Source organism: Rhizobacter sp., from assembly GCF_032229685.1.
Lineage (GTDB): Bacteria > Pseudomonadota > Gammaproteobacteria > Burkholderiales > Burkholderiaceae_C > LMDS01.
This window is the reverse complement of the sequence record NZ_JAVTWP010000031.1, coordinates 347596-370270: the sequence shown is the minus strand read 5'-3', so window position 1 is coordinate 370270 and position 22675 is coordinate 347596. Positions and strand designations below refer to the sequence as shown.

Sequence of the window (22675 nt, the reverse complement as noted above, 5' to 3'; positions counted from 1 at the left end):
GTCGAGACGCCTAGAGCGCGAAGCCGTCGTCGGCCTGGATCACCGCGCCGTTGATGAAGTGGCTCTCGTTTGCACACAGCATCATCAGCAGCGAGTCGAGGTCTTGTGCCTGCCCCACGCGCTTGCGCGGCAGCATCTCGATCAGCTTCTTGCCCTGCTCGGTCTGCCAGTGGTGGTGGTTGATCTCGGTGTCGATGTAACCCGGGCAGATCGCGTTCACGTTGATGCCGAAGCGGCCCCATTCGAGCGCCATCGAGCGCGTCATGTGAATGACCGCCGCCTTGCTCATGCAGTACACGCCGATCTGGCCCAGCACCTTCAGCCCAGCCATCGACGCGATGTTGACGATGCGCCCGCCCGTGAAGGTGCCCGGCGCCGCGCCCTTGGCCCGCGCCAGCATGCGCTTGCCCACCTCTTGCGCCACGAAGAACGCACCCTTGGTGTTGGTGTCGAAGATGTAGTCGTAGTCTTCGGGCGTGATGTCGACCAGCTTCTGCGTGGTGCTCACACCCGAGTTGTTGATCAGGATGTCGATCGTGCCCATTTCGGTCTCGGCGTGGGCCACGGCCGACTTGATGCTGTCGTGATCGGTCACGTCGAGCGTGACGACGTGCGCGTCACCGCCGTCGGCTTCGATCTCGGCGCGCAGGGTCTTGAGCCGCTCGACGCGGCGCCCGGCGAGCACGACGCCGGCGCCCGCTTTGGCCAGCGTCTTGGCGAACTGCGTGCCGAGGCCGCTCGACGCGCCTGTCACCAGCGCGACCCGGCCCGACAGATCGATGTTGTAGCTCATGTTCTGCTCCGCGAATCCTTTGAATCAGTGCGAACAACGATAGCACGCAGCCCCATGTGGAGAGCCTGCTCCAGAGTGGTTTGGTCGGTGCCGGTCCGTGCTCCCGCGCCCGTAGAATCCTGCGCCAACGACAGCACCGAGGAAGACCATGACGCCCGCAGAACTCATCGCCACGCACGGTCCGCGCGAAGCCATGGAATACGACGTGGTGGTGGTCGGTGCCGGCCCCGGAGGCCTGGCCACCGCCATCCGCCTGAAGCAGCTCGCGGCCGAACAAGGCAAGGAGGTCAATGTCGTCGTGCTCGAGAAGGGCTCCGAGCCGGGCGCACACATCCTGAGCGGCGCCATCATGGACCCGCGTGCATTGACCGAGCTGCTGCCGAACTGGAAGGAACTCGGCGCGCCGCTGAACCAGCCCGTCACCGGCGACCAGATGCTGTTTCTCACGCAGAACGGCGCGATCAACACGCCGCAGTTCCTGATCCCGAAGTCGCTGCACAACGAAGGCAACTACGTCGTCAGCCTGGGCAACGTGGTGCGCTGGCTCGGTCAGCGGGCCGAAGCGCTCGGCGTCGAGATCTTCCCGGGCTTCTCGGCCGCCGAGGTGCTCTACAACGACGACGGTTCGGTGAAAGGCGTGGCCACCGGCAACCTCGGCATCGGCAAGGACGGCGAGCCGACGGGCGAATTCCAGCTCGGCATGGAGCTGCACGCCAAGTACACGATCTTTGCCGAAGGCTCGCGCGGCCACCTCGGCAAGCAGCTGATCGAGAAGTTCAAGCTCGACGCCGGCAAGGACCCGCAGACCTATGCCATCGGCATCAAGGAGCTGTGGGAAGTGGACCCCGCGCAGGCCAAACCCGGCCACGTGATCCACTCGCTCGGCTGGCCGATGGACAGCCAGACCTACGGCGGTGCGTTTCTCTACCACCTGGAAGACAACAAGGTCACGCTCGGCCTGATCACCGGCCTGGAATACAGCAACCCGTGGCTGAGCCCGTTCGAGGAAATGCAGCGCTGGAAGACGCACCCCTCGGTGCGCAAGGTGCTCGAAGGCGCCAAGCGCATCGGCTACGGTGCACGCGCCATCACCTGCGGTGGTTTGATGAGCCTGCCCAAGACCGTGTTCCCCGGCGGCGCACTGGTGGGCTGCGATGCGGGTTTTCTGAACTTCTCGCGCATCAAGGGCAGCCATGCGGCGATCAAGACCGGCATGCTCGCCGCCGACGCGGCCTTCGCGGCCGTGACCAGCGGCCGCCAGCACGACGAGCTCTCGGCATACCCCGAGGCCTTTGCGAAGAGCTGGCTGTTCGAAGAGCTCGACGCGTCGCGCAACACCAAGCAGTGGATGAAGAAGGGCCTGTACCTGTCGTCGATCATGAATGGCATCGAACTCTGGCTGCTGCCCAAGCTCGGCTTCAAGGCGCCGCCCTGGACGATCCACAGCACGGTGCCAGACCACGCCAAGCTCAAGCCCGCGGCCGAGTGCCCGCAGATCGTCTACCCCAAGCCCGACGGCAAGCTCACCTTCGACCGCCTCTCGAGCGTGTTCATCAGCAACACCAACCACAACGAGCACCAGCCCGCGCACCTGACGCTGAAGGACGCGAGCGTGCCGGTGAACATCAACTTGGCCAAGTACGCCGGCCCCGAGAGCCGCTACTGCCCGGCCGGCGTGTACGAGTTCGTGAAGAACCCCGACAACAGCGACCGCCTGCAGATCAACGCGCAGAACTGCGTGCACTGCAAGACCTGCGACATCAAGGACCCGACGCAGAACATCGTCTGGGTCACCCCCGAAGGCGGCGGCGGGCCGAACTACAGCGGCATGTGATGCGGTGGCCGCACCGCTGAAGTACCTGTCGGGCTACGCGCCCGAGTTGCTCGACCGGGTGCAGCAGCTCATCGACGAAGGCCGCCTGGCCGAGAGCATTCGCCAGCGCTACGGCGAGGTGCACGAAGTGCGCACCGATCGTTCGCTGTACGACTACGTGATGGCACTGAAGAACCAGCACTTGCGCAACGCCGAGCCGCTGTCGAAGGTGGCCTACGACCAGAAGCTGCACATCATCCAGAACGCACTCGGCACGCACACCACCGTGTCGCGCGTGCAAGGCAACAAGCTCAAGTCCAAGCGCGAGATCCGCGTGGCCAGCCTGTTCAAGGAAGCACCGGCGCCCTTTCTGCGGATGATCGTGGTGCACGAACTGGCGCACCTGAAGGAGCGTGCGCACGACAAGGCGTTCTATTCGTTGTGCATGCACATGGAGCCGCAGTACCACCAGCTGGAGTTCGACGTGCGGCTTTGGTTGACTTCGCTCGAACTCGAGGGGCGCAGCATTCGGTGACGCGCGGCGTCTGTGGCGGCAAAGGCGCGTCTGCGCTTGCTCGTCGAGCACTACCACCGGTGCCTGAGCCGCCCGCCGGGTGCCGCCCGCCGCGACGTGCCCAAGCAACAGACAAACATCAACCTGGTTTCCGAAACCCGTCTTCGATCCAAGCCGTCGCACTGCCCACATTGAGCTTGAACCCCGCCGCAACGCGCACCGAAGCCAGAGACTCACCAAGCACATCGCTCGCACTCAACACCGCATGCGGATCGTCTTCGTCGGCCACGATGTCCAGCGCCACCGTCACACGCTGGCCAGCCACCGTCACCGCCAAGTTCCGGTGCAAGGTCGCGTGCAACTGCTGCTCGTGGCGCCGGATCACTTCAGCAGCGGTCTTCACCAGCGTGTTGAACGCCGACACATCGAGCGGCTTCGGGTTCTTCTTGTCGCGGCCCATGGTCCAGGGGCCGACGAGTGCCGGCTCGGCCTCGCCGTCTTTCATCATCTCGACCGCCCAGCCTTCGTCGTCTTCGTTCTTGATGACACGGGCGGTCCAGCCGTTGTCGCGCCACAGGCGCTCTTCGTGCACCGCCTCGGCGCCGTCTTCGGCAGACGAGCTCACTTGCCCGAGCGCCCGCGCACCACGCCGACCAGCGGCCACAGCAGCAGCACGATCGCCAGACCTGCGATGCTGCCCACCAGCGGGTTCGACCAGAAGATCGAGATGCTGCCCTGCGAGAGCAGCATGGCCTGGCGGAAGCTCGCTTCGGCCATGTCGCCGAGCACCAGCGCCAGCACCATCGGCGCCAGCGGGTAGCGCAGCTTCTTGAAGAGGTAGCCGACCACGCCGAACACCAGCATCAGCCACACGTCGAACATCGAACCGTGCACGGTGTAGGCGCCGATCGCGCAGATCACGATGATGACCGGCGCGATCACCGAGAACGGGATGCGCAGGATCGCGGCCCAGAACGGCACGGTGGTCAGCACCACCAGCAGGCCGACCACGTTGCCGAGGTACATCGAGGCGATCAAGCCCCAGACGAAGTCTTTCTGCTCCACGAACAGCATCGGCCCGGGTTGCAGGCCCCAGATCAGCAAGCCGCCGAGCAGCACGGCCGCGGTCGGCGAACCAGGAATGCCGAGCGTCAGCATCGGCAGCAAGGCCGACGTGCCGGCCGCGTGCGCCGCAGTCTCGGGCGCGAGCACCCCTTCGATCTGGCCCTTGCCGAACGATTCTGGCTCTTTCGACATGCGCCGCGCCATGCCGTAACTCATGAAAGAAGCCGGCGTCGCGCCGCCCGGCGTGATGCCCATCCAGCAACCCACCGCGACAGAGCGCAGCATCGTCAGCCAGTAGCGCGGCAGCATTGCCCAGGTCTGGAACACGACCTTCAGATTGATCTTCGCGGTCTTGCCCTTGAAGGCGAGGCCCTCTTCCATCGTGATCAGGATCTCGCCGATGCCGAACAGGCCGATCACGGCGATCAGGAAGTCGAAGCCTTTCAGCATTTCCGGGAAGCCGAAGGTCATGCGCAGTTGGCCGGTCACCGTGTCCATGCCCACGGCCGCGAGCGCGAAGCCGAGCATCATCGACGCGATGGTCTTGGCCGGGGGCTCCTTGCTCATGCCGACGAAACTGCAGAAGGTCAGCAACTGCACCGCGAAGAATTCGGGCGGCCCGAACTTGAGCGCGAACTTCGCCAGCAGCGGCGCGAGAAAGGTGATCAGGATCACTGCGAACAAGGCCCCGACGAAGGAGCCGGTGAAGGCCGCCGTGAGCGCCTGCGCCGCCTTGCCCTGCTGCGCCATCGGGTAACCGTCGAAGGTGGTGGCCACCGACCAGGGCTCGCCCGGAATGTTGAACAGGATCGACGTGATCGCGCCACCGAACAGCGCACCCCAGTAGATGCAGCTCAGCATGATGATCGCCGAGGTCGGGTTCATCGAGAACGTGAGCGGCAGCAGGATGGCGATGCCGTTGGCACCGCCGAGCCCGGGCAACACGCCGATCAACACGCCGAGCGTGATGCCGATCAGCATGTAGACGAAGTTCGCCAGCGTCAGTGCGACGCTGAAGCCGTGGATCAGGTTGTTGACTTCTTCCATCGCGTCAAAGGCCGAACAGGCCTTCTATGGGGCCCTTGGGCAGCGGCACCAGGAACCAGCGCTCGAAGACCAGGAAGAACAGCAGCGGCACACCGATCGACACGGCCGCGGTGAGCGGCCAACCGAACTTGCCGTGGCGGCGCATGAAATAGCCGATGAGCACGAACGACGCGGCGTAGATGCCGGCCAGCGCGATGCCGCCCACGTAGATGACCATCGGGATCAGCACCGCGAAGACCATGCCGAGCTGCTCGCGTTCGACGAACACCGGGTCGGCCTTGCGCCAGCCGAGCAGCGCCCTCACCAGCACCGTGCCGCTCGAAGCCAGCAGCAACAGGCCGATGTAGAACGGAAAGTAGCCGGAGCGCGGCCCTTCGTCGCCCCAGCCGGTGCCCACGCGCAGGCTGTCCTTGATGACCAGCAACGCCAGCAGCATCAGGCAGCCGGCCACCACCACTTCAGGCCAGCGCGTGCCCACGGCACCGGGCTGGCCGTTGCCGGCTTCAGAGGGTTCATCGCTCATGCAAAACTCCTGCGGCCCGGCCCGTCGGCCACAGCGCGATCAACGACAAGAACACCGACAACGAGACCGATGCGGTTTCAGTTGGCGATGAAGCCAGCCTCTTTCATCAGAACCCGGTGCATCTGCTCGTTCTTGCCGAGCCAGTCGACGAACTCCTGGCCGCTCAGCGCGGTCTGGTTGAAGGCGCCTTTCTCCATGAAGTCTTTCCACTCCGGCAGCGCGCGCACCTTCTTCAGCAGCTCGGTGTAGTAGGCCAGCTGGTCGGGCGCCACGCCCGGCGGCATGAAGATGCCGCGCAACATCACGTAGTCGACCGGCAAGCCGGCCGAAGCGCAGGTCGGCACGTCTTGCCAAGACTGCGTGGGCGTGAGCTTGGCGGGGTAAGGCATCTTCACCTTGTCCATCACGCACAGCGCGCGCAGCTTGCCGGCGCGCCACTGGCCTTCGGCTTCGATCGGGTTGTTCACGGTCGAGTCGACGTGTTTGCCCACGAGCTGCACCGCCACCTCACCGCCGCCCTTGTAGGGCACGTAGACCAACTTCTTGCCGACCGCTTTCTCGAGCATCACGGTGATGATCTGGTCTTCCTGCTTCGAGCCGGTGCCGGCCATCTTGAAGGTCTTGTCGGGCTGCGCCTTGATGGCGTCGAGGTACGCCTTGGTGGTCTTGTAGGGCGACTCCTCGTTCACCCACAGCACGAACTGGTCGAGCGCCATCATGGTCACGGGCGTCATGTCGCGCCAGTTGAAGGGCACCCCGGTCGCCAGCGGCGTGGTGAACAGGTTCGACAAGGTGATCACGATCTTGTGCGGGTTGCCCTTGTCACCCTTCACGTCGAGAAAGCCTTCGGCGCCGGCGCCGCCCGACTTGTTGACGACGATCAGCGGCTGGTTCATCAGCTTGTGCTTGATCACCACACCCTGGATGAAACGTGCCATCTGGTCGGCACCGCCGCCGGTGCCTGCCGGCACCACGAACTCGACCGGCTTGGTCGGCTCCCAGGCCATCGCGGCCGGGCTGAAGGCGGCGGCCAGCATTGCCGCGGCGGCCAGAACATGGAGGCGCATCTTCTTCAAGGTCATGGCGGTTCCCGTCAGTCGTGAGCGTGGTGCACCGGGCCCGGAGCGGGCCGCGGAAGGAGCGCGCAGTTTACACAGCAGGTGCGTTTCTGCGCAGCCGCCCAACCCGTTCGGCTACCCCTATTGACGCCAGCTCCGCGCGGGCCTCACCACTGCGGCGGGCGCTTGTCGATGAAGGCCTGCACACCTTCGAGGGCCGTGTCTTCCATCATGTTGCAGGCCATCGTCTGGCCCGCGTCTTCGTAGGCCTTTTCGATGCCGGTTTCGAGCTGGCGGTAGAACAGGGCCTTGCCCATCGCCACCGCGACACGCGGCTTGGCCACGATGCTGGCGACCAGCGCCTCGACCGCAGCGTCGAGTTCTTCGGGAGCCGCCACCCGATTGATCAGGCCTTTGTCGAGGGCCTGCTGCGCGCCGATGAACTCACCGGTCACGAGCATCTCGAACGCCGCCTTCCGGCCGAGGTTGCGGCTCAGTGCCACGCTCGGCGTGGAGCAGAACAGCCCGAGGTTGACGCCGCTGACCGCGAACTTCGCGCTGCTGGCCGCCACCGCCAGGTCGCACATCGCCACGAGCTGGCAGCCCGCCGCGGTGGCGATGCCCTGCACCTTGGCGACCACCGGCACCGGCAGGCGCTGCACGCTCATCATCATCTGCGCGCACTGGTCGAACAACGCGCGGTAGTAGCCGAGCGAAGGCTCGGCGCGCATCTCTTTCAGGTCGTGGCCGGCGCAGAAGGCCTTGCCCGCCGCGGCGAGCACGACAACGCGCGCGCCCGTGTCGTCTTTCAGCTTGTCCAGTTCGGCCTGCAGCGCCGCCAGCAAGCCTTGCGACAGCGAGTTGAAAGCCTGCGGGCGGTTCAGCGTGATCGTGACCACACCGCGTTCGTCGCGTGAATTCAGGATCAGCGCTTCATTCTCTTGAGTCATTTCTTTTCTCCGGGTCACTTCGACACCACTGCCGCACGCGCACGCTCGCGCAGGGTGAACTTCTGGATCTTGCCGGTCGAGGTTTTCGGGATCTCCTCGAAGCGCACTTCACGCGGCACCTTGTAGCCGGCCAGCAGGCTCTTGCAGTGCGCCACCAGTTCGGCCGCCGTCACGTTGGCATCGGCGCGCAGTTCGACGAACGCGACCGGCGTCTCGCCCCACTTGTCGTCGGGCCGCGCCACCACCGCACAGGCCAGCACGGCCGGGTGGCGGTAGAGCGCGTCTTCGACTTCGAGCGACGAGATGTTCTCGCCGCCGGAGATGATGATGTCCTTGCTGCGGTCCTTGATCTTCACGTAGCGGTCGGCTTCCATCACCGCCAGGTCGCCGGTGTGGAACCAGCCCCCTTCGAAGGCCTGCGCGGTCGCTGCCGGGTTCTTCAGGTAACCCTTCATCACGATGTTGCCGCGGAACATGATCTCGCCCATGGTCTCGCCGTCGGCCGGTGTTTCTTTCATGTCGGCCGCGCCCATCACGGTCATGCCTTCCTGCAGCGCGTAGCGCACGCCCTGGCGCCCGTTCAGGCGGGTCTGCTCCGACAAGCTCTCTGAAGCCCAGCTGTCGCGCTTCACGGCCACCGAAGCCGGGCCGTAAACCTCGGTCAGGCCGTAGACATGCGTGATGTCGAAGCCGATCTTGGCCATGCCTTCGATCATCGACGCCGGCGGCGCTGCGCCGGCGACCATGCCACGCACCTTCTGAGTGATGCCTTCTCTCAGGGCGGCGGGCGCGGCGATCAGCAGGTTGTGCACGATCGGTGCCGCGCAGTAGTGGTCGACAGCGTGTTCACGCATCGCGGCCAGGATGTTCGGTGCGTCGACACGCCGCAGGCACACGTGTGTGCCGCCGAGCATCGCCACGGTCCAGGGGAAGCACCAGCCGTTGCAGTGGAACATCGGCAGCGTCCACAGGTATTTCGGGAAGTGCGGCATGGTCCAGGTGGCCGCGTTGCTCACCGCGTTCAGGTAGGCGCCGCGGTGGTGCGTGACCACGCCCTTGGGGTCGCCGGTGGTGCCCGAGGTGTACGAGACGGCGATCGCGTCCCATTCGTCCTGCGCGCCTTCGAGCCGGGCCAGGGGCGCGTGCGCGGCGAGCAGCGTTTCGTAGTCGGTGCTGCCGAGCAAGTCGCCGGGCCCGGTGTATTCACTGTCGTTCACGTCGATGACGGTGATGCTGCGGCCGTGTTCGTCTTTCAGCAAGCGCAGCGCGGTGGCCATGGTGGGTGCGAACTCGCGGTCGGTGATCAGCACCTTCGCTTCACAGTGGTTCATCTGCCAGGCCAAAAGCGAAGCGTCGAGCCGTGTGTTGAGCGTGTTCAGCACCGCGTTCAGCGCGGGCACCGCGTAGTGCGCTTCGACCATCTCTGGCGTGTTCGGCAGCATCACGCTGACCGTGTCGCCGCGCGCGATGCCCATCTTGCGCAAGGCCGCGGCCAGCCGGGCCGAGCGATCTCGCAGCTGGGCCCAGTTGTAGCGCCGCGCGCCGTGCACCACGGCCGGCAGGTCGCCGAACACCTCGGCGCTGCGCTCGACGAAGCTCACCGGCGACAAGGCGACGAAGTTGGCGGCGTTCTTGTCGAGGCCCTGGTCGTAGATGGTGTTGTTCATGCGTGTCTCCGTGCAGGCGTTTGCCCTTGCAGCATAGCCTTGCTTCAGGGCGAGCCCGATCCGAAGCGTGCATCGAACTCGGCCCGATCGGCCCAGACGAAGCGCAGCGCGTCAAACCAGGCCGGGAACGTCGCGATCGGCAGCATCAACAGATAGCGCCGGCCACGCCGGGGCTGGCCCAGATAGAACCAGTGCGCACCGCACCAGCCGAACCAGACGGCCAGCAACACCGCGTTGAGGCGCCGGTGGCGCTGCGGCCCCGCGCCCCACACCAACCCGAGTTGCGCGAACACCTGGCGCCAGGCACGCTGCAGCGGCCCGGCCGCCGGACGCAAGGTCATCGCATGACCGAGGTCTGCCCACGCCAGCGGCCAGGAGCGCACGGGTACGACGTGTGCGGCCTCGCCGCGCGGAAAACACACCAGTGCTCCGAAGCGCCGGTTGGGTGAGCCGCCCCACCAAGGCCGCGGCGGCGCGGGCAGCGCGGCGATCAGCGCCGTTCCCAGCACCGCGGCGAGCCGTTCGTGAATCTGGGGCGCCAGCGCTGCGCTGCCGAGCAATACGAGCACGAGTCGCTCGCGCGGCAGGTGTTCGAGCGCCTGGTTGATTTCCCACAGCACGCCCGGCGATGAACCGACTCGCACGACGACCAGCGCGGCATGCCGCATCAACGCGTTGACTTCGGCCTGCCACACGTCGTGCCCGACATACAGGCGCGCAGCGCCGAGCTCGGGCAGCGGTTCGCCCGGCTTGCCGATCGCGACGACCGGGCCCGCGCGTTCCAGCGTGCCCGCGAGCTCCTCTTCGGCCGAAGTCGGCGTGAGCGCGCCGAAAAGCTTTTGCGCCACCGCCCCGCCCTCGTCGGTGATCAGCATGCGCCCGTCGTCCTGGAACGAACGCAGGTACAGCACCGGCGGGCGCGGGTCGTCGGCCATGGCCTGCGCTGCACTTCGGGCTTCGTGCTGGCGGCTGCGCCGGTAGAGCCACAACGCGGTGACCGCGAACACGGCGATGACGGCAGAGAAAGCGGTGCTCCAGGCGCTCTCGTCCAGCTCGACCGATACCTTGTCGGAATTGACCAGCAGGCCGTAGACCAGCATCGGCAACACCAGGTTGGCCACCAGCAGCTTGAGCCACCAGGCCCGGCGCGAGGCCGGCGTGGCCCAGGGGCGCGGCCCGCCGCAGCCGATGGCCAACCACATCAGGCCGAACGCGGTCAGGTTCAGCACGATGACCGCCACCAGCACGAAAGGCCCGAAGCGCTGTGCGTCGAGCGGCCACTGAGTCGCCGCCTCGGCCGCCAGGCGGGCATACAGCGGCACGCACAAGCCGAGCAGCACGAGCCCGAGCGCCTTCAGCCGGCGGTCTTCGGGTCGAGCGGCCTGCACGTCGAGACCCTAGCGGCTTGCGGCCGCGAGCGCTTGGTCGATGTCCCAGAGGATGTCATCGATGTGCTCGAGCCCGACCGAGATGCGGATCATGTCGGGGCGCACGCCGGCGGCGAGCTGCTGCGCCGCGTCGAGCTGGCGATGCGTCGTGGAAGCCGGGTGGATGATGAGCGTGCGTGTGTCGCCGATGTTGGCCAGGTGGCTCATGAACTGCGCCGCGTCGATGAACTTCTCGCCCGCAGCCAGCGCGCCGGCCGGGTCGCTCGTCGGTGACTTCAGGCCGAACGCAAGCAGACCCGACGCGCCCGGCGCACCGTCGACCGAACGCAGCTGCTTTTGCGCCAGCGTGTAGTGCGGGTGATCGGGCAGCCCCGGGTAGTTGACCCAGCCGACCGCCGAGTGCCCGCTCAGAAACGCCGCCACCTTGCGCGCGTTCGCGCAATGCCGCTCCATGCGCAAGGGCAGCGTCTCCACGCCTTGCAGAATCTGCCACGCGCTCATCGGCGACAGCGCGGCGCCGTAGACGCGCAGCGTTTCCATCCGCGCGCGCATGGTGAAGCCGAAGTCGCCGAAGGTCTCGAAGAACTTGACGCCGTGGTAACCGACCGAGGGTTCGGTCATGCCGGGAAACTTGCCGTTGCCCCAGGGGAATTTGCCGCTCTCGACCATCACGCCGCCCAGCGTGGTGCCGTGGCCGGCCAGGTACTTGGTGGCCGAGTGCACCACGATGTCGGCGCCGAAGCGGATCGGGTTGCACAGGAAAGGCGAAGGCACCGTGTTGTCGACGATCAGCGGCACACCGTGCGCGTGCGCCACGTCGGCCACGGCCTGGATGTCGAGCAGTTGCAGGCTCGGGTTGCCCAGGCTCTCGGCGAACACGGCTCGCGTGTTCGGCTGCATCGCCGCCGCGAAGGCCTCGGGCGAACCGGCATCGACGAAGGTGGTGGTGATGCCGAGCTTCTTGAGGTTGACCGCGAGCAGGCTGACCGAGCCGCCGTACAGCGCGCCGGCTGCGACCACGTGGTCGCCCTGCTGCAGCAGCGTCATCAGCGCCATCGCCTCGGCCGCCATGCCGCTGGCCGACGCCAGCGCGGCGCGGCCGCCTTCGAGGGCGGCCACGCGTTCTTCGAGCGCGGCCACCGTGGGGTTCGACAAACGCGAATACACGTTGCCGAAAGTCTGCAGGTTGAACAGGCTGGCTGCGTGCTCGGCGCTGTCGAACACGAAACTCGTGGTCTGGTAGATCGGCAAGGCGCGCGCGCCGGTGGCGGCGTCGGGCACCTGGCCGGCGTGGATGGCCAGGGTCTCGGGCTGGAATCGGTGGTCGGCCATGGCTCAGACAGGTCGTTTCGATGAGATCACGCCGGTGTTCACGCCAGCCCAGTGCAGGCCACCGAAGAGGCGCGCGTGTTCGATCTTCACGCAACGGTCCATCACCGAGTCGAGCCCGGCCTGCTGGGCCAGCGCGTCGGCTTCGAGGTTCTTCACGCCGATCTGCTGCCACAGGCAACGTGCGCCCTTCTCGACCGCCTGCAGTGCGATCGGCAGCACGTCTTCGCTGCGGCGGAACACGTCGACCATGTCGATCGCGAAAGGGATCTCGGCGACGCTCGGGTAACAGCGCTCGCCCAGCACCTCGTTGTAACGCGGGTTCACCGGCACGATGCGGCGGCCGTGCTGCTGCAGGTACTTGGCGGCGAAGAAGCTGGGGCGGTGCCATTCGGCCGAAAGGCCGACCACCGCGATGGTGTGGCAGGTGCGCAGAATGCGGCGCAGCGAAGGGATGTCGTCGGTCATGGTCGGCGGCGAAGTGCCGCGCGACCTTACCTGAAACCGCTGACGGCGGTCAAAACGCTAAGTACCCTGCAGCAGCACCTGTGAGCGCACGGCGCGCAGCGCGTGAGCGTCGCCGAGCAGGCGCTGGCGCTGCGCGCGGTTGAGCGATTCGAGCCCGTCGCTCGCCGCCCGTGCGACCAGCTGCGCGCGGGCTTGTGCCTTCAGGCCTGCGGGCTGCGGCCGCGGCGGGATCGCGCGCAGCACCTGTTCGTGCACTTCGGCGTCGGCCAGCACATCGGCGGCCTGCGGCGCGGGTGCAAAGGCCTGCGCATGGCGCTCGGCTTCGGCGAGCACGAAAGGCTGGTCGATCTCTTCGGGAATCAGGAAGATACCGCGCGCTCGCAGCCACCGACCCGGCGCGGAATGGCTGCCCCAGGCCGAGAGCGGGATCGCTGCGAGCAGGCCCACGATGACGGGCGACAGCCACCACGGAAACGCCGCGCTGCCGACCAGGATGGCGCCAACCCAGGCCAGTGACAGCGCCGTGTGCAGCCCGTGGCGGTGCAGCGCTTCGCCCCAGCCGGTGGCGGCGTCGTCACGCGGCGGCGACTTCCAGTCGAGCTTCCAGCCGGTCAATGCGGCGAACACGAACTGGGTGTGGAAGAGCATGCGCACAGGGGCCAACAGCAGCGAGTGCGCGAACTCGAACAAGGCGCCCAGCAGCAGCCGCGCCACCCCACCGTAGTGGCGGGCCTGGCCACGCAGCACGATCACCGCGAGCGACATCACCTTGGGCGCCAGCAGCAGCACGGCGGTCAGGCCGAACAGCGTCAGCATCAGCTTCAGGTTGGCGCTGGGCCAGATCGGGAACAGCTGGTAGGGCTCGAAGAAATACTGCGGGATCTCACGCGAGTGGCTCGCGAACAAGACCGACGACAGCAGCAGGAACGCGAGCCAGAGCGGCGCCGACACGTAGGCCAGCACGCCGGTCAGAAACACCGTGCGGTGCACCGGGTGCAGGCCGGGTTCGAACATCAGCCGCGAGTTCTGCAAATTGCCGTGGCACCAGCGGCGGTCGCGCTGCAACTCGGCCAGCAGGTTCGGCGGAAGCTGTTCGTAGCTGCCTTCGAGGTCGTGCGCGATCCAGACCTTCCAGCCGGCGCGCCGCATCAGCGCGGCTTCGACGAAGTCGTGCGACATCACGTCGCCCGACAGCGAGGTCTGCCCCGGCAGCGGCGCCAGCGCGCAGTGCGCCATGAACGGCGCGACGCGCAGGATCGCGTTGTGGCCCCAGTAGTGCGATTCGCCGAGCTGCCAGTAGTGCATGCCGGTCGTGAACAGCGGGCCGTAGACACGCGAGCCGAACTGCTGGATGCGCGAGTGCAAGGTGGTGTGGCCACAGGCGCGCGGCGCGGTCTGGATGATGCCGGCGTCGGGTTTCAGCTCCATGAGCTTCACAAGCGATGCTAGGCAGTCGCCAGTCATCACGCTGTCGGCATCGAGCACCACCATGTAGCGGTAACGCCGGCCGAAGCGGCGGCAGAAATCGGCCACGTTGCCAGCCTTGCGCTTGCTGCGGTGCTGGCGCCAGCGGTAGTGCACCCGCACGGCGGCGTGGCCGGCGTCGGCTTCCAGCGCCTGCACGAGCTGGCCCCAAGCGGCCTGCTCGGCAGCGCGGATGTCGGGGTCGTTGGTGTCGCTGAGCACGAAGAAGTCGAAGCGCTCTTTCGAGTCGGTGCGTTGCAGCGATTCGTAGGTGGCGCGCAGGCCGGCGAACACGGTCGCCACGTCTTCGTTGCAGATCGGCATGACGACAGCGGTGCGCGCCTCGGGCGGGATCGGGCCGGCCTGGCCGAGCGCGCGTGTCACCGATTGGCGGTCGCGGCCGCGCAGCAGCACCCAGGCGCCCATCACGGCGGTCCAGAAACCGGCCGAGATCCACGCGAACAGGATGCCGAACAGCACCAGCAGCGCCTGCTCGGTCCAGGTGCCGCCTTGCTTGGGCAGCACGTCGGCCATCGCGTCAGTGCCGACGATCGCACCCAGCGCCACCAGCACCGCGAGCAGCACGCGGCGCAGCATCAGCGGGCGCGCGTCCATGGTCGCGCGCCAGGGCTGCGGCTGGCGATAGCCGAACAAGCGCCGCAGCGAACGCAGGAACGGATGGCCGGCCCAGGGCACGGGCACCATCGAGGCGCGCTGGATCGGAGGCTGCGCTGCCGTCACGGTGGTTCTGGCGTTCATGGCTTGTCGGCCTCCGGCGGAACGATGTAGCTCCATATTTCGGTGAGGCCGCCCTGCCCGGCCTGCTTGATCTGCGCGCGCAGCTCGACCGGTTTGGTAGCGTCGGCACGCTTGATGCGCACCGTCATGCGCCAGGCGCCGCTCACCTGGTTGCGGAAGAGGTTCTGCTCTCTCAGTTGCGCGTTGCCGCCGACCTCGACCGCGGCTTCGAGCTTGGCGTCGGGCTTGAGCAAACGCATGGCGGGGCCGTCGAAATCGACGACGAAATTGATGTCGCCGTCGGGCTGCTTCACGTAGCCGCGGCCGCGCCGGGTCTGCACCACGTAACCCTTGCTCGGCGGCGTGGTGCCGAGCGTCGACCAGTGCAGCTTGTAGGCGAAGTTGAAAGGCTGCTTCGCCGCCGGCGCCACGTCGGGCACCCAGTAGGCGACGATGTTGTCGTTGGTCTCGTCGGGCGTCGGTATCTGCACCAGTTCGACGCGCCCGGCGCCCCAGTTGCCGACCGGCTCGACCCAGGCGCTGGGCCGGCGCTCGTACAAGGCCTCGGGGTCTTCGTAGCTGGTGGCCGCGCGGTCACGCTGCATCAGGCCGAAGCCTTTGGGGTTCACGGCAGAGAACGACGTGACCAGCAGGCGCTTCGGGTTCAGCAGCGGGCGCCAGATCCACTCGCCATCGCCGGTGGCGACCGACAGGCCGTCGGAGTCGTGCACCTCGGGCCGGTAGTCGTCGGTGCCCGGCTGGTTCTCGCCGAAGGCGTACATGCTGTTCAGCGGCGCGATGCCGAACCGGGCGACGCTTTCGCGCGGGTAGACACGCGCTGTGACCTGCATCACCGTGTCGGCGCCCGGCGTCAGCACAAAGCGGTAGGCACCCGCCAGACGCGGCGAGTCGAGCAGCGCCAGGATCGTCAGCGCCGTGGCGCCAGGTTGCGGCCGCTCGATCCAGAACTCGCTGAAACGAGGAAACTCCTCGCCTTGCGCCGCCGCCGTGTCGACCGCCAGGCCGCGTGCCGACAGCCCGTAATGCTGGCCCTTGCCCACCGCGCGAAAGTAACTCGCGCCGAGGAACACCAGCACCTCGTCCTTGTAGCCGGGCTTGTTGACCGGGTAGTGCACACGAAAGCCGGCAAAGCCGGCGTTGCGCAGCTTCTGCGGGTCGAGCTTGTTGCGGCCGTAGTCGAACAGCGCGGAATCGAAGGCGAGCCGTTTCACGCCGTCGGGCTCGATGGTGTTGATGCGCACCGGGTCGGCGAACGTGCGCCCGGCGTGAAAGAACATCAGTTCGAACGGCAGCTTTTCGGCACGCCAGAGCGAGCGCTCGGGCTTGAAGCGGATGTCACGGTAGCCGTCGTAGTCGAGTTCGCGCAGTTCTTGCGGCAGGTTCGACACCGGGGGTTTGTAGGCCACCGCGGCCAGTTCCCTGGCGCGGTTGGCCACGTCGTCGAGATCGAAAGCCTGGGCCGCCAGCGGCAACACGAAGGCCATCAGCGCGGCGATGCGCAGCACAAGTTTTTGCGGCAGTTTGCAGACGTGGTCCAGAACCCATTCCCCTGTCGTTCGGTGCGACCACAACGCAGCAAATGGCATGCCGCTGACCCGGGTCGTTGTTGGAAGGCCCGAACTCTAAGGGTTTTTACTCTTACCGTGATGCAATGCGCACTTGCTTACATGCTGGCGCCGATACCGCATCGGGTCTTGCCGAAAGCCCATGAAAAAACGCCCGGCAGCTCGTGGCTACCGGGCGTCAGGCCCACCGCAGCCCGGGTCGGGCTGCGCTTCGCGCCGGGGGCGGTTGGCGCCGGATCTTCAGCCGAAGGCCCGGGCCTCCGGCATCACGATGCGGCGCTGTCCGACACGCGGTCGCGCTGGATTCAACCGTGCTTGGCGTCGAAGAACTGTTCGTCTTCGGTCGAGCCCTTGAGCGCAGCCGTGGAAGCGTCGCGCTCGATCGTGGTGGTCACGGCGTCGAAGTAACCCGTGCCCACTTCGCGCTGGTGCTTCACCGCGGTGAAACCGCGGTCGGCGGCGGCGAATTCGGCTTCCTGCAACTCGACGAACGCGGTCATGTTGTTGCGGGCGTAGCCGTGCGCCAGGTTGAACATCGAGTAGTTCAGGCTGTGGAAGCCGGCCAGCGTGATGAACTGGAACTTGTAGCCCATGGCACCCAGCTCGCGCTGGAACTTGGCGATGGTGGCGTCGTCGAGGTTCTTCTTCCAGTTGAACGACGGCGAGCAGTTGTAGGCGAGCAGCTTGCCCGGGAACTTGGCGTGGATGGCGTCGGCGAACTTCTTGGCGTAGGCCAGATCGGGCTTGCCGGTTTCGCACCACACCATGTCGGCCACTTCGGAATAAGCCAGGCCGCGCGCCACGGCTTGCTCGAGGCCCGGCTTGCAGCGGTAGAAGCCTTCGACCGTGCGCTCTCCGGTCAGGAAAGGCTTGTCGATGTCGTCCACATCGCTGGTGACGAGGTCGGCGGCTTCGGCGTCGGTGCGCGCGATCACGAGCGTGGGCACGCCCATCACGTCGGCGGCCAGGCGCGCGGCGGTCAGCTTGGCCACGGCTTCACGCGTGGGCACCAGTACCTTGCCACCCATGTGGCCGCATTTCTTCACCGAGGCGAGCTGGTCCTCGAAGTGCACGCCCGCGGCGCCGGCTTCGATCATCGACTTCATCAGCTCGAAGGCGTTGAGCACGCCGCCGAAACCGGCTTCGGCATCGGCCACGATCGGCGCAAAGAAGTCGACGTCGTTCTTGCCTTCCGACCACTGGATCTGGTCGGCGCGCGTGAAGGTGTTGTTGATGCGCTTGACGACGACCGGCACCGAGTTCACGGGGTACAGCGACTGGTCGGGGTACATCTCGCCGGCCGAGTTGGCGTCACCGGCCACTTGCCAGCCCGACAGGTAGATGGCCTTCAGGCCGGCCTTGACCTGCTGCATTGCCTGGTTGCCGGTGAGCGCGCCCAGCGTGTTGACGAAGGGCTCGGTGTTGACGAGGTTCCAGAGCTTTTCCGAACCGCGGCGCGCGAGCGTGTGCTCGACCACCAGCGAACCGCGCAGCCGCACCACGTCGGCGGCGGTGTAGTTGCGCTGAACGCCCTTCCAGCGCGGGTTCGTGGCCCAGTCTTTTTCGAGGGCGGCAATTTGCTGGTCGCGGGTTTGTTGGGTCATGCAGAGCTCCGTGGGTTGATGAACAGAAAACCGAAAACGATGGCATCAGCTTAGCGGTCATCGGCGTCTTTGAGAAGACTTGTGTCTTATATAAGACTAAGTTTATGGTCCAATAAAATCAAAGACTTACGGATTTCATCTCACGATACAGAACGACTTTTGCGATGGCGGAATGAAATGCGGCGGCGCAGCAATTGCGTTTTCACGATGTGACATTGACGGGTGAGCCGGTGAAATTCAGCCACGCAACAGATCGCGCCACGAAGCCCTGCCAAGACGCTGCTCCTATGATCAGCCCCAACCTGTTTGCACGAACCGCCCGCGATGACGAGCTTTGCCTTCCTGTCCAACAACAGCTTCCTGAAAAGCCCGGCGCTCGCACCCACGGCACGCTTCGGCATTGCCGGCGTGGCCTGGGACGGCGCCGTCACCAACCGCCCCGGCGCGCGCTTCGGCCCGCGCGCGATCCGCGAAGCGAGCCACATGCTGTGCGACGCCATCCACCCGTTGTTCGACGTGTCGCCGCACGGCCTGCTGGGTGATGCCGGCGACCTGGCCCTGCCCAACACCAGCATCGAAGGCATGCGCGCCGCGCTGATGCCGCAGGCCGAAGAGCTGGTGCGCGGCCACCACATGTGCTGGCTCGGCGGCGACCACTCGATCACGCTCGCGCTGCTGCGTGTTTACCGCGCCGTGCTGGGGCAGCCCTTGGCCGTCATTCATTTCGACGCGCACTGCGACACGTGGCAAGACCATTTCGGCGAACCGAGCGGCCACGGCACCTGGGTCTATGAAGCGATTCAGGAAGGGCTCGTGCTCAAGCGGTGTTTCACGCAGATCGGCATTCGTTCGTCGGGCGAACGCGAGGCGCGCGAGTACGTCGCCGATCAGGGCGGGCAGATCTTCACGGCGCGCGCATTGCGCGGGCTGGAAAGCCCTGCGCAATTGGCCAGCGTGCTCGGCGCGATCCGATCGCGCCTGGCAGAACACGGCAACCCGCCCGTCTATCTGAGTCTGGACATCGACTGCCTCGACCCGGCTTTCGCGCCCGGCACCGGCACGCCCGAGCCGGGCGGCCTGAGCAGCAACCAAGTGCTGAGCCTGCTCGAAGAGCTGGCCGATCTGCCGTTCGTGGGCATGGACTGCGTGGAGGTCTCGCCGCCCTACGACCACGCCGAGCTGACGAGCCAGGCCGCAGCGAACTTTGTCTGGACCTACCTGTGCGGCCAGCTCGCCACACGGCCTTGACCGCCCGCGTTCACACCGGCAGCGCGGTCGTCTTCTTCACCGTGCGCAAGACCAGCAAGGAATTGCACCGCGCCACGTTGGGCAAACGCATCAGCACCTCGGAGTGAAAGCGTTCCAGGTCCTCAGCGTCGTGGTACGCGAAGCGGATCAGGTAGTCGTTCGAGCCGGCCACGTAGAAGCAGTCGAGCACCTCGGGCTGGTCGCGCACCGCTTGTTCGAAGGCTTCGAGCTGCGGCGTGTTCATGCTCTCGAGGTTGACGATCGTGAAGCTGATGCCGTGCTTGCCGACGGCGCGGGGGTTCACGAGCGCCACGTACTGGGCGATCACGCCGCTGTCTTCGAGCGCCTTGACGCGCCGCAGGCAAGCCGACGGCGACAGATGAACCCGTTGCGCGAGATCCTGGTTCGACAGCCTGCCCTCGCGCTGGAGTTCGGTCAGAATCAACCGGTCCGTCGAATCCAGATTCGTTGAAGCCGCCATGTTTCGCATCAGATTCTGCCAATCAAGCAATTCACCGCATGATATTGCAAGGAACAGGGCGAACCCTTCGCCATTGAGAGAGCACATTGCGCGGCGCTTTCTCTAGACTCCGAACGCGCCTGCTCGCACACTCACACCTCGGGCAAATCACTGCCCCAAGGAACCCGACATGCACAAAGACGACCCCGCGACCCAAGCACCCCAAGCCGCTGCCGCTTCTTCAGCGCCGCAGCCGAAGATGGACGCGTTCTGGATGCCCTTCACTGCCAACCGGCAGTTCAAGAAGGCGCCGCGCCTGCTGTCGAAAGCCAAGGGCATGCATTTCTGGACGCCGGAAGGCCGCCAGATCCTCGACGGTATTGCCGGCCTGTGGTGCGTGAACGCCGGCCACGCGCGGCCGAAGATCGTGCAGGCGATCGCCGACCAAGCGGCAGAGATGGACTTCGCGCCGCCCTTCAACATGGGCCACCCGAAGGCCTTCGAACTCGCCGAGCGGCTGGTCGAGCTCACGCCGGCGGGCCTGAACAAGGTGTTCTTCACCAACTCGGGTTCAGAGTCGGTCGAGACCGCGCTGAAGATGGCGATCGGCTACCACCGCGCCCGCGGTGAGGGCACCCGCACCCGCCTCATCGGCCGCGAGCGGGGTTACCACGGCGTGAACTTCGGTGGCATCTCGGTCGGCGGCATCGTCGGCAACCGCAAGAGCTTCGGGCCCATGCTGCCCGGCGTCGACCACATCCGCCACACCCACGACCTGGCGCGCAACGCGTTCTCGCGCGGTGTGCCCGAGCACGGCGCCGAGTTGGCCGACGACCTGGAGCGCCTCGTCGCGTTGCACGACGCTTCGACCATCGCCGCCGTGATCGTCGAGCCGGTCGCCGGTTCCACCGGCGTGCTGCTGCCGCCAAAGGGCTACCTGCAGCGCCTGCGTTCAATCTGCGACAAGCACGGCATCCTGCTGATCTTCGACGAAGTCATCACCGGGTTCGGCCGCCTCGGCTCACCTTTCGCGGCCCAGCATTTCGGCGTCACGCCCGACATGATGACGGTCGCCAAGGGCATCACCAACGGCTGCGTGCCGATGGGCGCGGTGTTCGTGAAGCAGCAGATCCACGACGCCTTCATGACGGGCCCGGAACACCTGATCGAGTTCCTGCACGGCTACACCTATTCTTCGCACCCTCTCGCCTGCGCAGCCGCCATCGGCACGCTCGACACCTACGCCGAAGAAGGCCTGCTGACTCGCGGCGCCACGATGGCGCCGGTGTTCGAGAACGCGCTGCATTCGCTCAAAGGCCTGCCCAACGTGATCGACGTGCGCAACATCGGCCTGGTCGGTGGCATCGAACTCGAGCCGATCGCCGGCCAGCCAGGCAAGCGTGCGTTCGACGTGTTCCTCGAATGCTGGGCGCGTGGTGTGCTGATCCGCACCACCGGCGACACCATCGCGCTGTCGCCACCGCTGATCGTCGAAAGCTCGCACATCGACCAGATCGTCAGCACGATCGCCGACGTTCTGAAGACGACCGGCTGAACCCGCATTTCTTGCCCCACATCGCCAACCCATCTTCCAAGAGGATTGCCTAGCGCACACCCGTTCATGTCCCTGCTCAGCGCCGACCAGCAACTGACCAAAAACTCCTACTACGCCGCCACCGTGCAGCGTGATCGGGGCTTCGGGTCATTGCAGTCGAATGAAGAGTGCGACGTGGCGGTGGTGGGCGGTGGTTTGGCCGGGTTGTCGGCCGCCATCGAATTGGCCGACCGGGGTTACAGCGTCGTCGTGCTCGAAGCGCGGCAGGTCGGTTGGGGCGCCTCGGGGCGCAACGGTGGCCAGGTGATCGCCGGCCTGGCCTGCGACCAGTCGGTGATCGAACAGCAACTTGGGGCTGAGTCGTCTCGCGAAGTCTGGAACATGACGCTCGAAGCGCTGCGCCTGATCGGCGAACGGCGCGAGCGTTTCGAGATCGACTGCGACTGGCGCAGCGGTTACCTGAGCGTGGCGGTGGGCGCCCGCAAGGCGCGCGAACTGCAGGCCTGGCAAGCGCACATGCAGCGCGCATACGACTACACCACGCAGTGGATTGGACCGGCCGAATTGCCGAAGTGGATCGCCAGCCCGCGCTTTCACAGCGGCGTGCACGACCCGCTCGGCGGCCATCTGCACCCGCTGAAGTACAGCCTGGGCCTGGCGCGCGCTGCGGCAAGCCTCGGCGTGCGCATCCACGAAGAATCGGCCGTCATCGGCATCGAGCCCGGCAGCACCGTGTTGCTGCGCACCGCCACCGGCTCGGTGCGTGCGTCGCATGTGCTGCTGGCCGGCAACGTGTACCTGCAGGGCATCGCCCCGGCGCTCGAACAACGCATCATGCCGGTCGGCACCTACATCGTGGCGTCGGAAGTGCTGGCCCCCGAACTCGCGAACTCACTCGTGCCCTCGCAGTCGGCCGTGTGCGACACCAACTTCGTGCTCGACTACTTCAGGCCCACCGCCGACCACCGAATGCTGTACGGCGGCCGGGTCAGCTACAGCACCGCGACACCGCTCAATCTGGCGGCCAGCATGCAGCGGCGCATGGCACGCACCTTCCCGCAATTGAAGAACACCGCCGTCGAATACGCGTGGGGCGGCTTCGTCGACATCTCGATGAACCGCGCGCCCGACTTCGGGCGCCTGCCCGATGCCGGCGCGGCGCGCGCGTTCTCCAACGTCTACTACCTGCAGGGGTTCTCTGGCCACGGCCTCGCGCTGACGGGCCTGGCGGGCCGCCTCGTCGCCGAAGCGATCGCCGGCGATGCTGAGCGCTTCGACACTTTCGCGCGCATCCGCCACCGCAACTTCCCCGGCGGGGCTCTGTTGCGCACGCCGGCGCTGGTGGCCGGCATGGCCTACTACCGACTGAAGGACATGCTGTGAAGCGCCTTCACCCCCTCATCGC

General features: G+C 66.4%; 19 protein-coding genes. 5 read left to right on the top strand and 14 right to left on the bottom strand.

Going from position 1 to position 22675, the window contains the following annotated elements:
* Positions 1 to 10: 10 nt before the first annotated feature.
* Positions 11 to 793 (bottom strand): SDR family oxidoreductase, encoded by a 783-nt coding sequence (locus tag AC30PD_RS13405; protein ID WP_489536149.1) that lies wholly within the window; start codon positions 791 to 793, stop codon positions 11 to 13.
* A 148-nt stretch (positions 794 to 941) separates the two neighbouring features.
* Here AC30PD_RS13405 and AC30PD_RS13400 point away from each other — a divergent pair, with 148 nt between their 5' ends.
* The gene (locus AC30PD_RS13400; RefSeq protein ID WP_489536148.1) at positions 942 to 2627 is read left to right on the top strand and encodes an electron transfer flavoprotein-ubiquinone oxidoreductase; all 1686 of its coding nucleotides are present in this window, start codon (positions 942 to 944) and stop codon (positions 2625 to 2627) included.
* 4 nt (positions 2628 to 2631) lie between these two features.
* Positions 2632 to 3141, top strand: coding sequence for a YgjP-like metallopeptidase domain-containing protein (locus AC30PD_RS13395; RefSeq protein WP_489536147.1), 510 nt, complete (start codon positions 2632 to 2634; stop codon positions 3139 to 3141).
* Positions 3142 to 3259: 118 nt separating this feature from the next.
* Here the strand turns inward: AC30PD_RS13395 and AC30PD_RS13390 are convergent, their stop codons facing one another.
* The 12 genes from AC30PD_RS13390 to aceA form a co-directional block, all read right to left on the bottom strand.
* Positions 3260 to 3745, bottom strand: a complete 486-nt coding sequence (locus AC30PD_RS13390) for a hypothetical protein (protein ID WP_489536146.1) — start codon at positions 3743 to 3745, stop codon at positions 3260 to 3262.
* Positions 3742 to 5232 (bottom strand): tripartite tricarboxylate transporter permease, encoded by a 1491-nt coding sequence (locus AC30PD_RS13385; protein WP_489536145.1) that lies wholly within the window; start codon positions 5230 to 5232, stop codon positions 3742 to 3744. The genes AC30PD_RS13390 and AC30PD_RS13385 overlap by 4 nt, the downstream gene beginning before the upstream one ends.
* Positions 5233 to 5236: 4 nt before the next feature.
* Positions 5237 to 5755, bottom strand: a complete 519-nt coding sequence (locus AC30PD_RS13380; protein ID WP_489536144.1) for a tripartite tricarboxylate transporter TctB family protein — start codon at positions 5753 to 5755, stop codon at positions 5237 to 5239.
* 77 nt (positions 5756 to 5832) lie between these two features.
* Entirely contained in the window at positions 5833 to 6837 is a 1005-nt protein-coding gene (locus AC30PD_RS13375) for a Bug family tripartite tricarboxylate transporter substrate binding protein (protein ID WP_489536143.1), read from the bottom strand.
* Between the two features lie 143 nt (positions 6838 to 6980).
* Positions 6981 to 7763 (bottom strand): enoyl-CoA hydratase, encoded by a 783-nt coding sequence (locus AC30PD_RS13370; protein ID WP_489536142.1) that lies wholly within the window; start codon positions 7761 to 7763, stop codon positions 6981 to 6983.
* Between the two features lie 14 nt (positions 7764 to 7777).
* The gene (locus AC30PD_RS13365; RefSeq protein ID WP_489536141.1) at positions 7778 to 9430 is read right to left on the bottom strand and encodes an acyl-CoA synthetase; all 1653 of its coding nucleotides are present in this window, start codon (positions 9428 to 9430) and stop codon (positions 7778 to 7780) included.
* Between the two features lie 44 nt (positions 9431 to 9474).
* The gene (locus AC30PD_RS13360) at positions 9475 to 10818 is read right to left on the bottom strand and encodes a TM2 domain-containing protein (protein WP_489536140.1); all 1344 of its coding nucleotides are present in this window, start codon (positions 10816 to 10818) and stop codon (positions 9475 to 9477) included.
* A 9-nt stretch (positions 10819 to 10827) separates the two neighbouring features.
* A complete protein-coding gene (locus tag AC30PD_RS13355) occupies positions 10828 to 12150 on the bottom strand; it encodes an O-acetylhomoserine aminocarboxypropyltransferase/cysteine synthase family protein (RefSeq protein ID WP_489536139.1) in 1323 nt (440 codons plus the stop codon).
* 3 nt (positions 12151 to 12153) lie between these two features.
* Complete coding sequence (locus AC30PD_RS13350) at positions 12154 to 12615, bottom strand: CoA-binding protein (RefSeq protein ID WP_489536138.1); 462 nt, start codon at positions 12613 to 12615, stop codon at positions 12154 to 12156.
* A 57-nt stretch (positions 12616 to 12672) separates the two neighbouring features.
* Positions 12673 to 14838, bottom strand: a complete 2166-nt coding sequence (gene mdoH / locus AC30PD_RS13345; protein WP_489536137.1) for a glucans biosynthesis glucosyltransferase MdoH — start codon at positions 14836 to 14838, stop codon at positions 12673 to 12675.
* Positions 14835 to 16322: a glucan biosynthesis protein G gene (locus AC30PD_RS13340; protein ID WP_489536342.1), complete on the bottom strand. Its 1488-nt coding sequence runs from the start codon at positions 16320 to 16322 to the stop codon at positions 14835 to 14837. Before AC30PD_RS13340 ends, mdoH begins: the two co-directional genes overlap by 4 nt.
* 386 nt (positions 16323 to 16708) lie before the next feature.
* Entirely contained in the window at positions 16709 to 18007 is a 1299-nt protein-coding gene (gene aceA / locus AC30PD_RS13335) for an isocitrate lyase (protein WP_489536136.1), read from the bottom strand.
* Between the two features lie 324 nt (positions 18008 to 18331).
* Between aceA and speB the strand changes: the two genes are divergently transcribed.
* Entirely contained in the window at positions 18332 to 19255 is a 924-nt protein-coding gene (gene speB / locus AC30PD_RS13330; RefSeq protein ID WP_489536135.1) for an agmatinase, read from the top strand.
* A gap of 10 nt (positions 19256 to 19265) precedes the next feature.
* Here speB and AC30PD_RS13325 read toward each other — a convergent pair whose 3' ends face one another.
* On the bottom strand, positions 19266 to 19745 hold the full coding sequence (locus tag AC30PD_RS13325) for an Lrp/AsnC family transcriptional regulator (protein WP_489536134.1): 480 nt from the start codon (positions 19743 to 19745) through the stop codon (positions 19266 to 19268).
* Positions 19746 to 19974: 229 nt separating this feature from the next.
* Here AC30PD_RS13325 and aptA point away from each other — a divergent pair, with 229 nt between their 5' ends.
* Together aptA and AC30PD_RS13315 are read left to right on the top strand one after the other, a co-directional pair.
* Positions 19975 to 21270 carry an omega-aminotransferase AptA gene (gene aptA, locus AC30PD_RS13320; RefSeq protein WP_489536341.1) on the top strand — a complete coding sequence of 432 codons (1296 nt, stop codon included), beginning with the start codon at positions 19975 to 19977 and terminating at the stop codon, positions 21268 to 21270.
* Positions 21271 to 21336: 66 nt separating this feature from the next.
* Positions 21337 to 22653 carry an NAD(P)/FAD-dependent oxidoreductase gene (locus tag AC30PD_RS13315; protein WP_489536133.1) on the top strand — a complete coding sequence of 439 codons (1317 nt, stop codon included), beginning with the start codon at positions 21337 to 21339 and terminating at the stop codon, positions 22651 to 22653.
* The last annotated feature ends 22 nt before the right edge of the window (positions 22654 to 22675 follow it).

Excerpts from the sequence above, each read along its gene's own strand:
- AC30PD_RS13400 (WP_489536148.1), top strand. The coding sequence starts at position 942 with ATGACGCCCGCAGAACTCATCGCCACGCACGGTCCGCGCGAAGCCATG.
- speB (WP_489536135.1), top strand. The coding sequence starts at position 18,332 with ATGACGAGCTTTGCCTTCCTGTCCAACAACAGCTTCCTGAAAAGCCCG.
- mdoH (WP_489536137.1), bottom strand. The coding sequence starts at position 14,838 with ATGAACGCCAGAACCACCGTGACGGCAGCGCAGCCTCCGATCCAGCGC.
- AC30PD_RS13325 (WP_489536134.1), bottom strand. The coding sequence starts at position 19,745 with ATGCGAAACATGGCGGCTTCAACGAATCTGGATTCGACGGACCGGTTG.
- AC30PD_RS13355 (WP_489536139.1), bottom strand. The coding sequence starts at position 12,150 with ATGGCCGACCACCGATTCCAGCCCGAGACCCTGGCCATCCACGCCGGC.
- AC30PD_RS13350 (WP_489536138.1), bottom strand. The coding sequence starts at position 12,615 with ATGACCGACGACATCCCTTCGCTGCGCCGCATTCTGCGCACCTGCCAC.
- AC30PD_RS13380 (WP_489536144.1), bottom strand. The coding sequence starts at position 5,755 with ATGAGCGATGAACCCTCTGAAGCCGGCAACGGCCAGCCCGGTGCCGTG.
- AC30PD_RS13385 (WP_489536145.1), bottom strand. The coding sequence starts at position 5,232 with ATGGAAGAAGTCAACAACCTGATCCACGGCTTCAGCGTCGCACTGACG.
- aceA (WP_489536136.1), bottom strand. The coding sequence starts at position 18,007 with ATGACCCAACAAACCCGCGACCAGCAAATTGCCGCCCTCGAAAAAGAC.
- AC30PD_RS13340 (WP_489536342.1), bottom strand. The coding sequence starts at position 16,322 with ATGGCCTTCGTGTTGCCGCTGGCGGCCCAGGCTTTCGATCTCGACGAC.
- aptA (WP_489536341.1), top strand. The coding sequence starts at position 19,975 with ATGGACGCGTTCTGGATGCCCTTCACTGCCAACCGGCAGTTCAAGAAG.
- AC30PD_RS13365 (WP_489536141.1), bottom strand. The coding sequence starts at position 9,430 with ATGAACAACACCATCTACGACCAGGGCCTCGACAAGAACGCCGCCAAC.
- AC30PD_RS13405 (WP_489536149.1), bottom strand. The coding sequence starts at position 793 with ATGAGCTACAACATCGATCTGTCGGGCCGGGTCGCGCTGGTGACAGGC.
- AC30PD_RS13370 (WP_489536142.1), bottom strand. The coding sequence starts at position 7,763 with ATGACTCAAGAGAATGAAGCGCTGATCCTGAATTCACGCGACGAACGC.
- AC30PD_RS13375 (WP_489536143.1), bottom strand. The coding sequence starts at position 6,837 with ATGACCTTGAAGAAGATGCGCCTCCATGTTCTGGCCGCCGCGGCAATG.
- AC30PD_RS13315 (WP_489536133.1), top strand. The coding sequence starts at position 21,337 with ATGTCCCTGCTCAGCGCCGACCAGCAACTGACCAAAAACTCCTACTAC.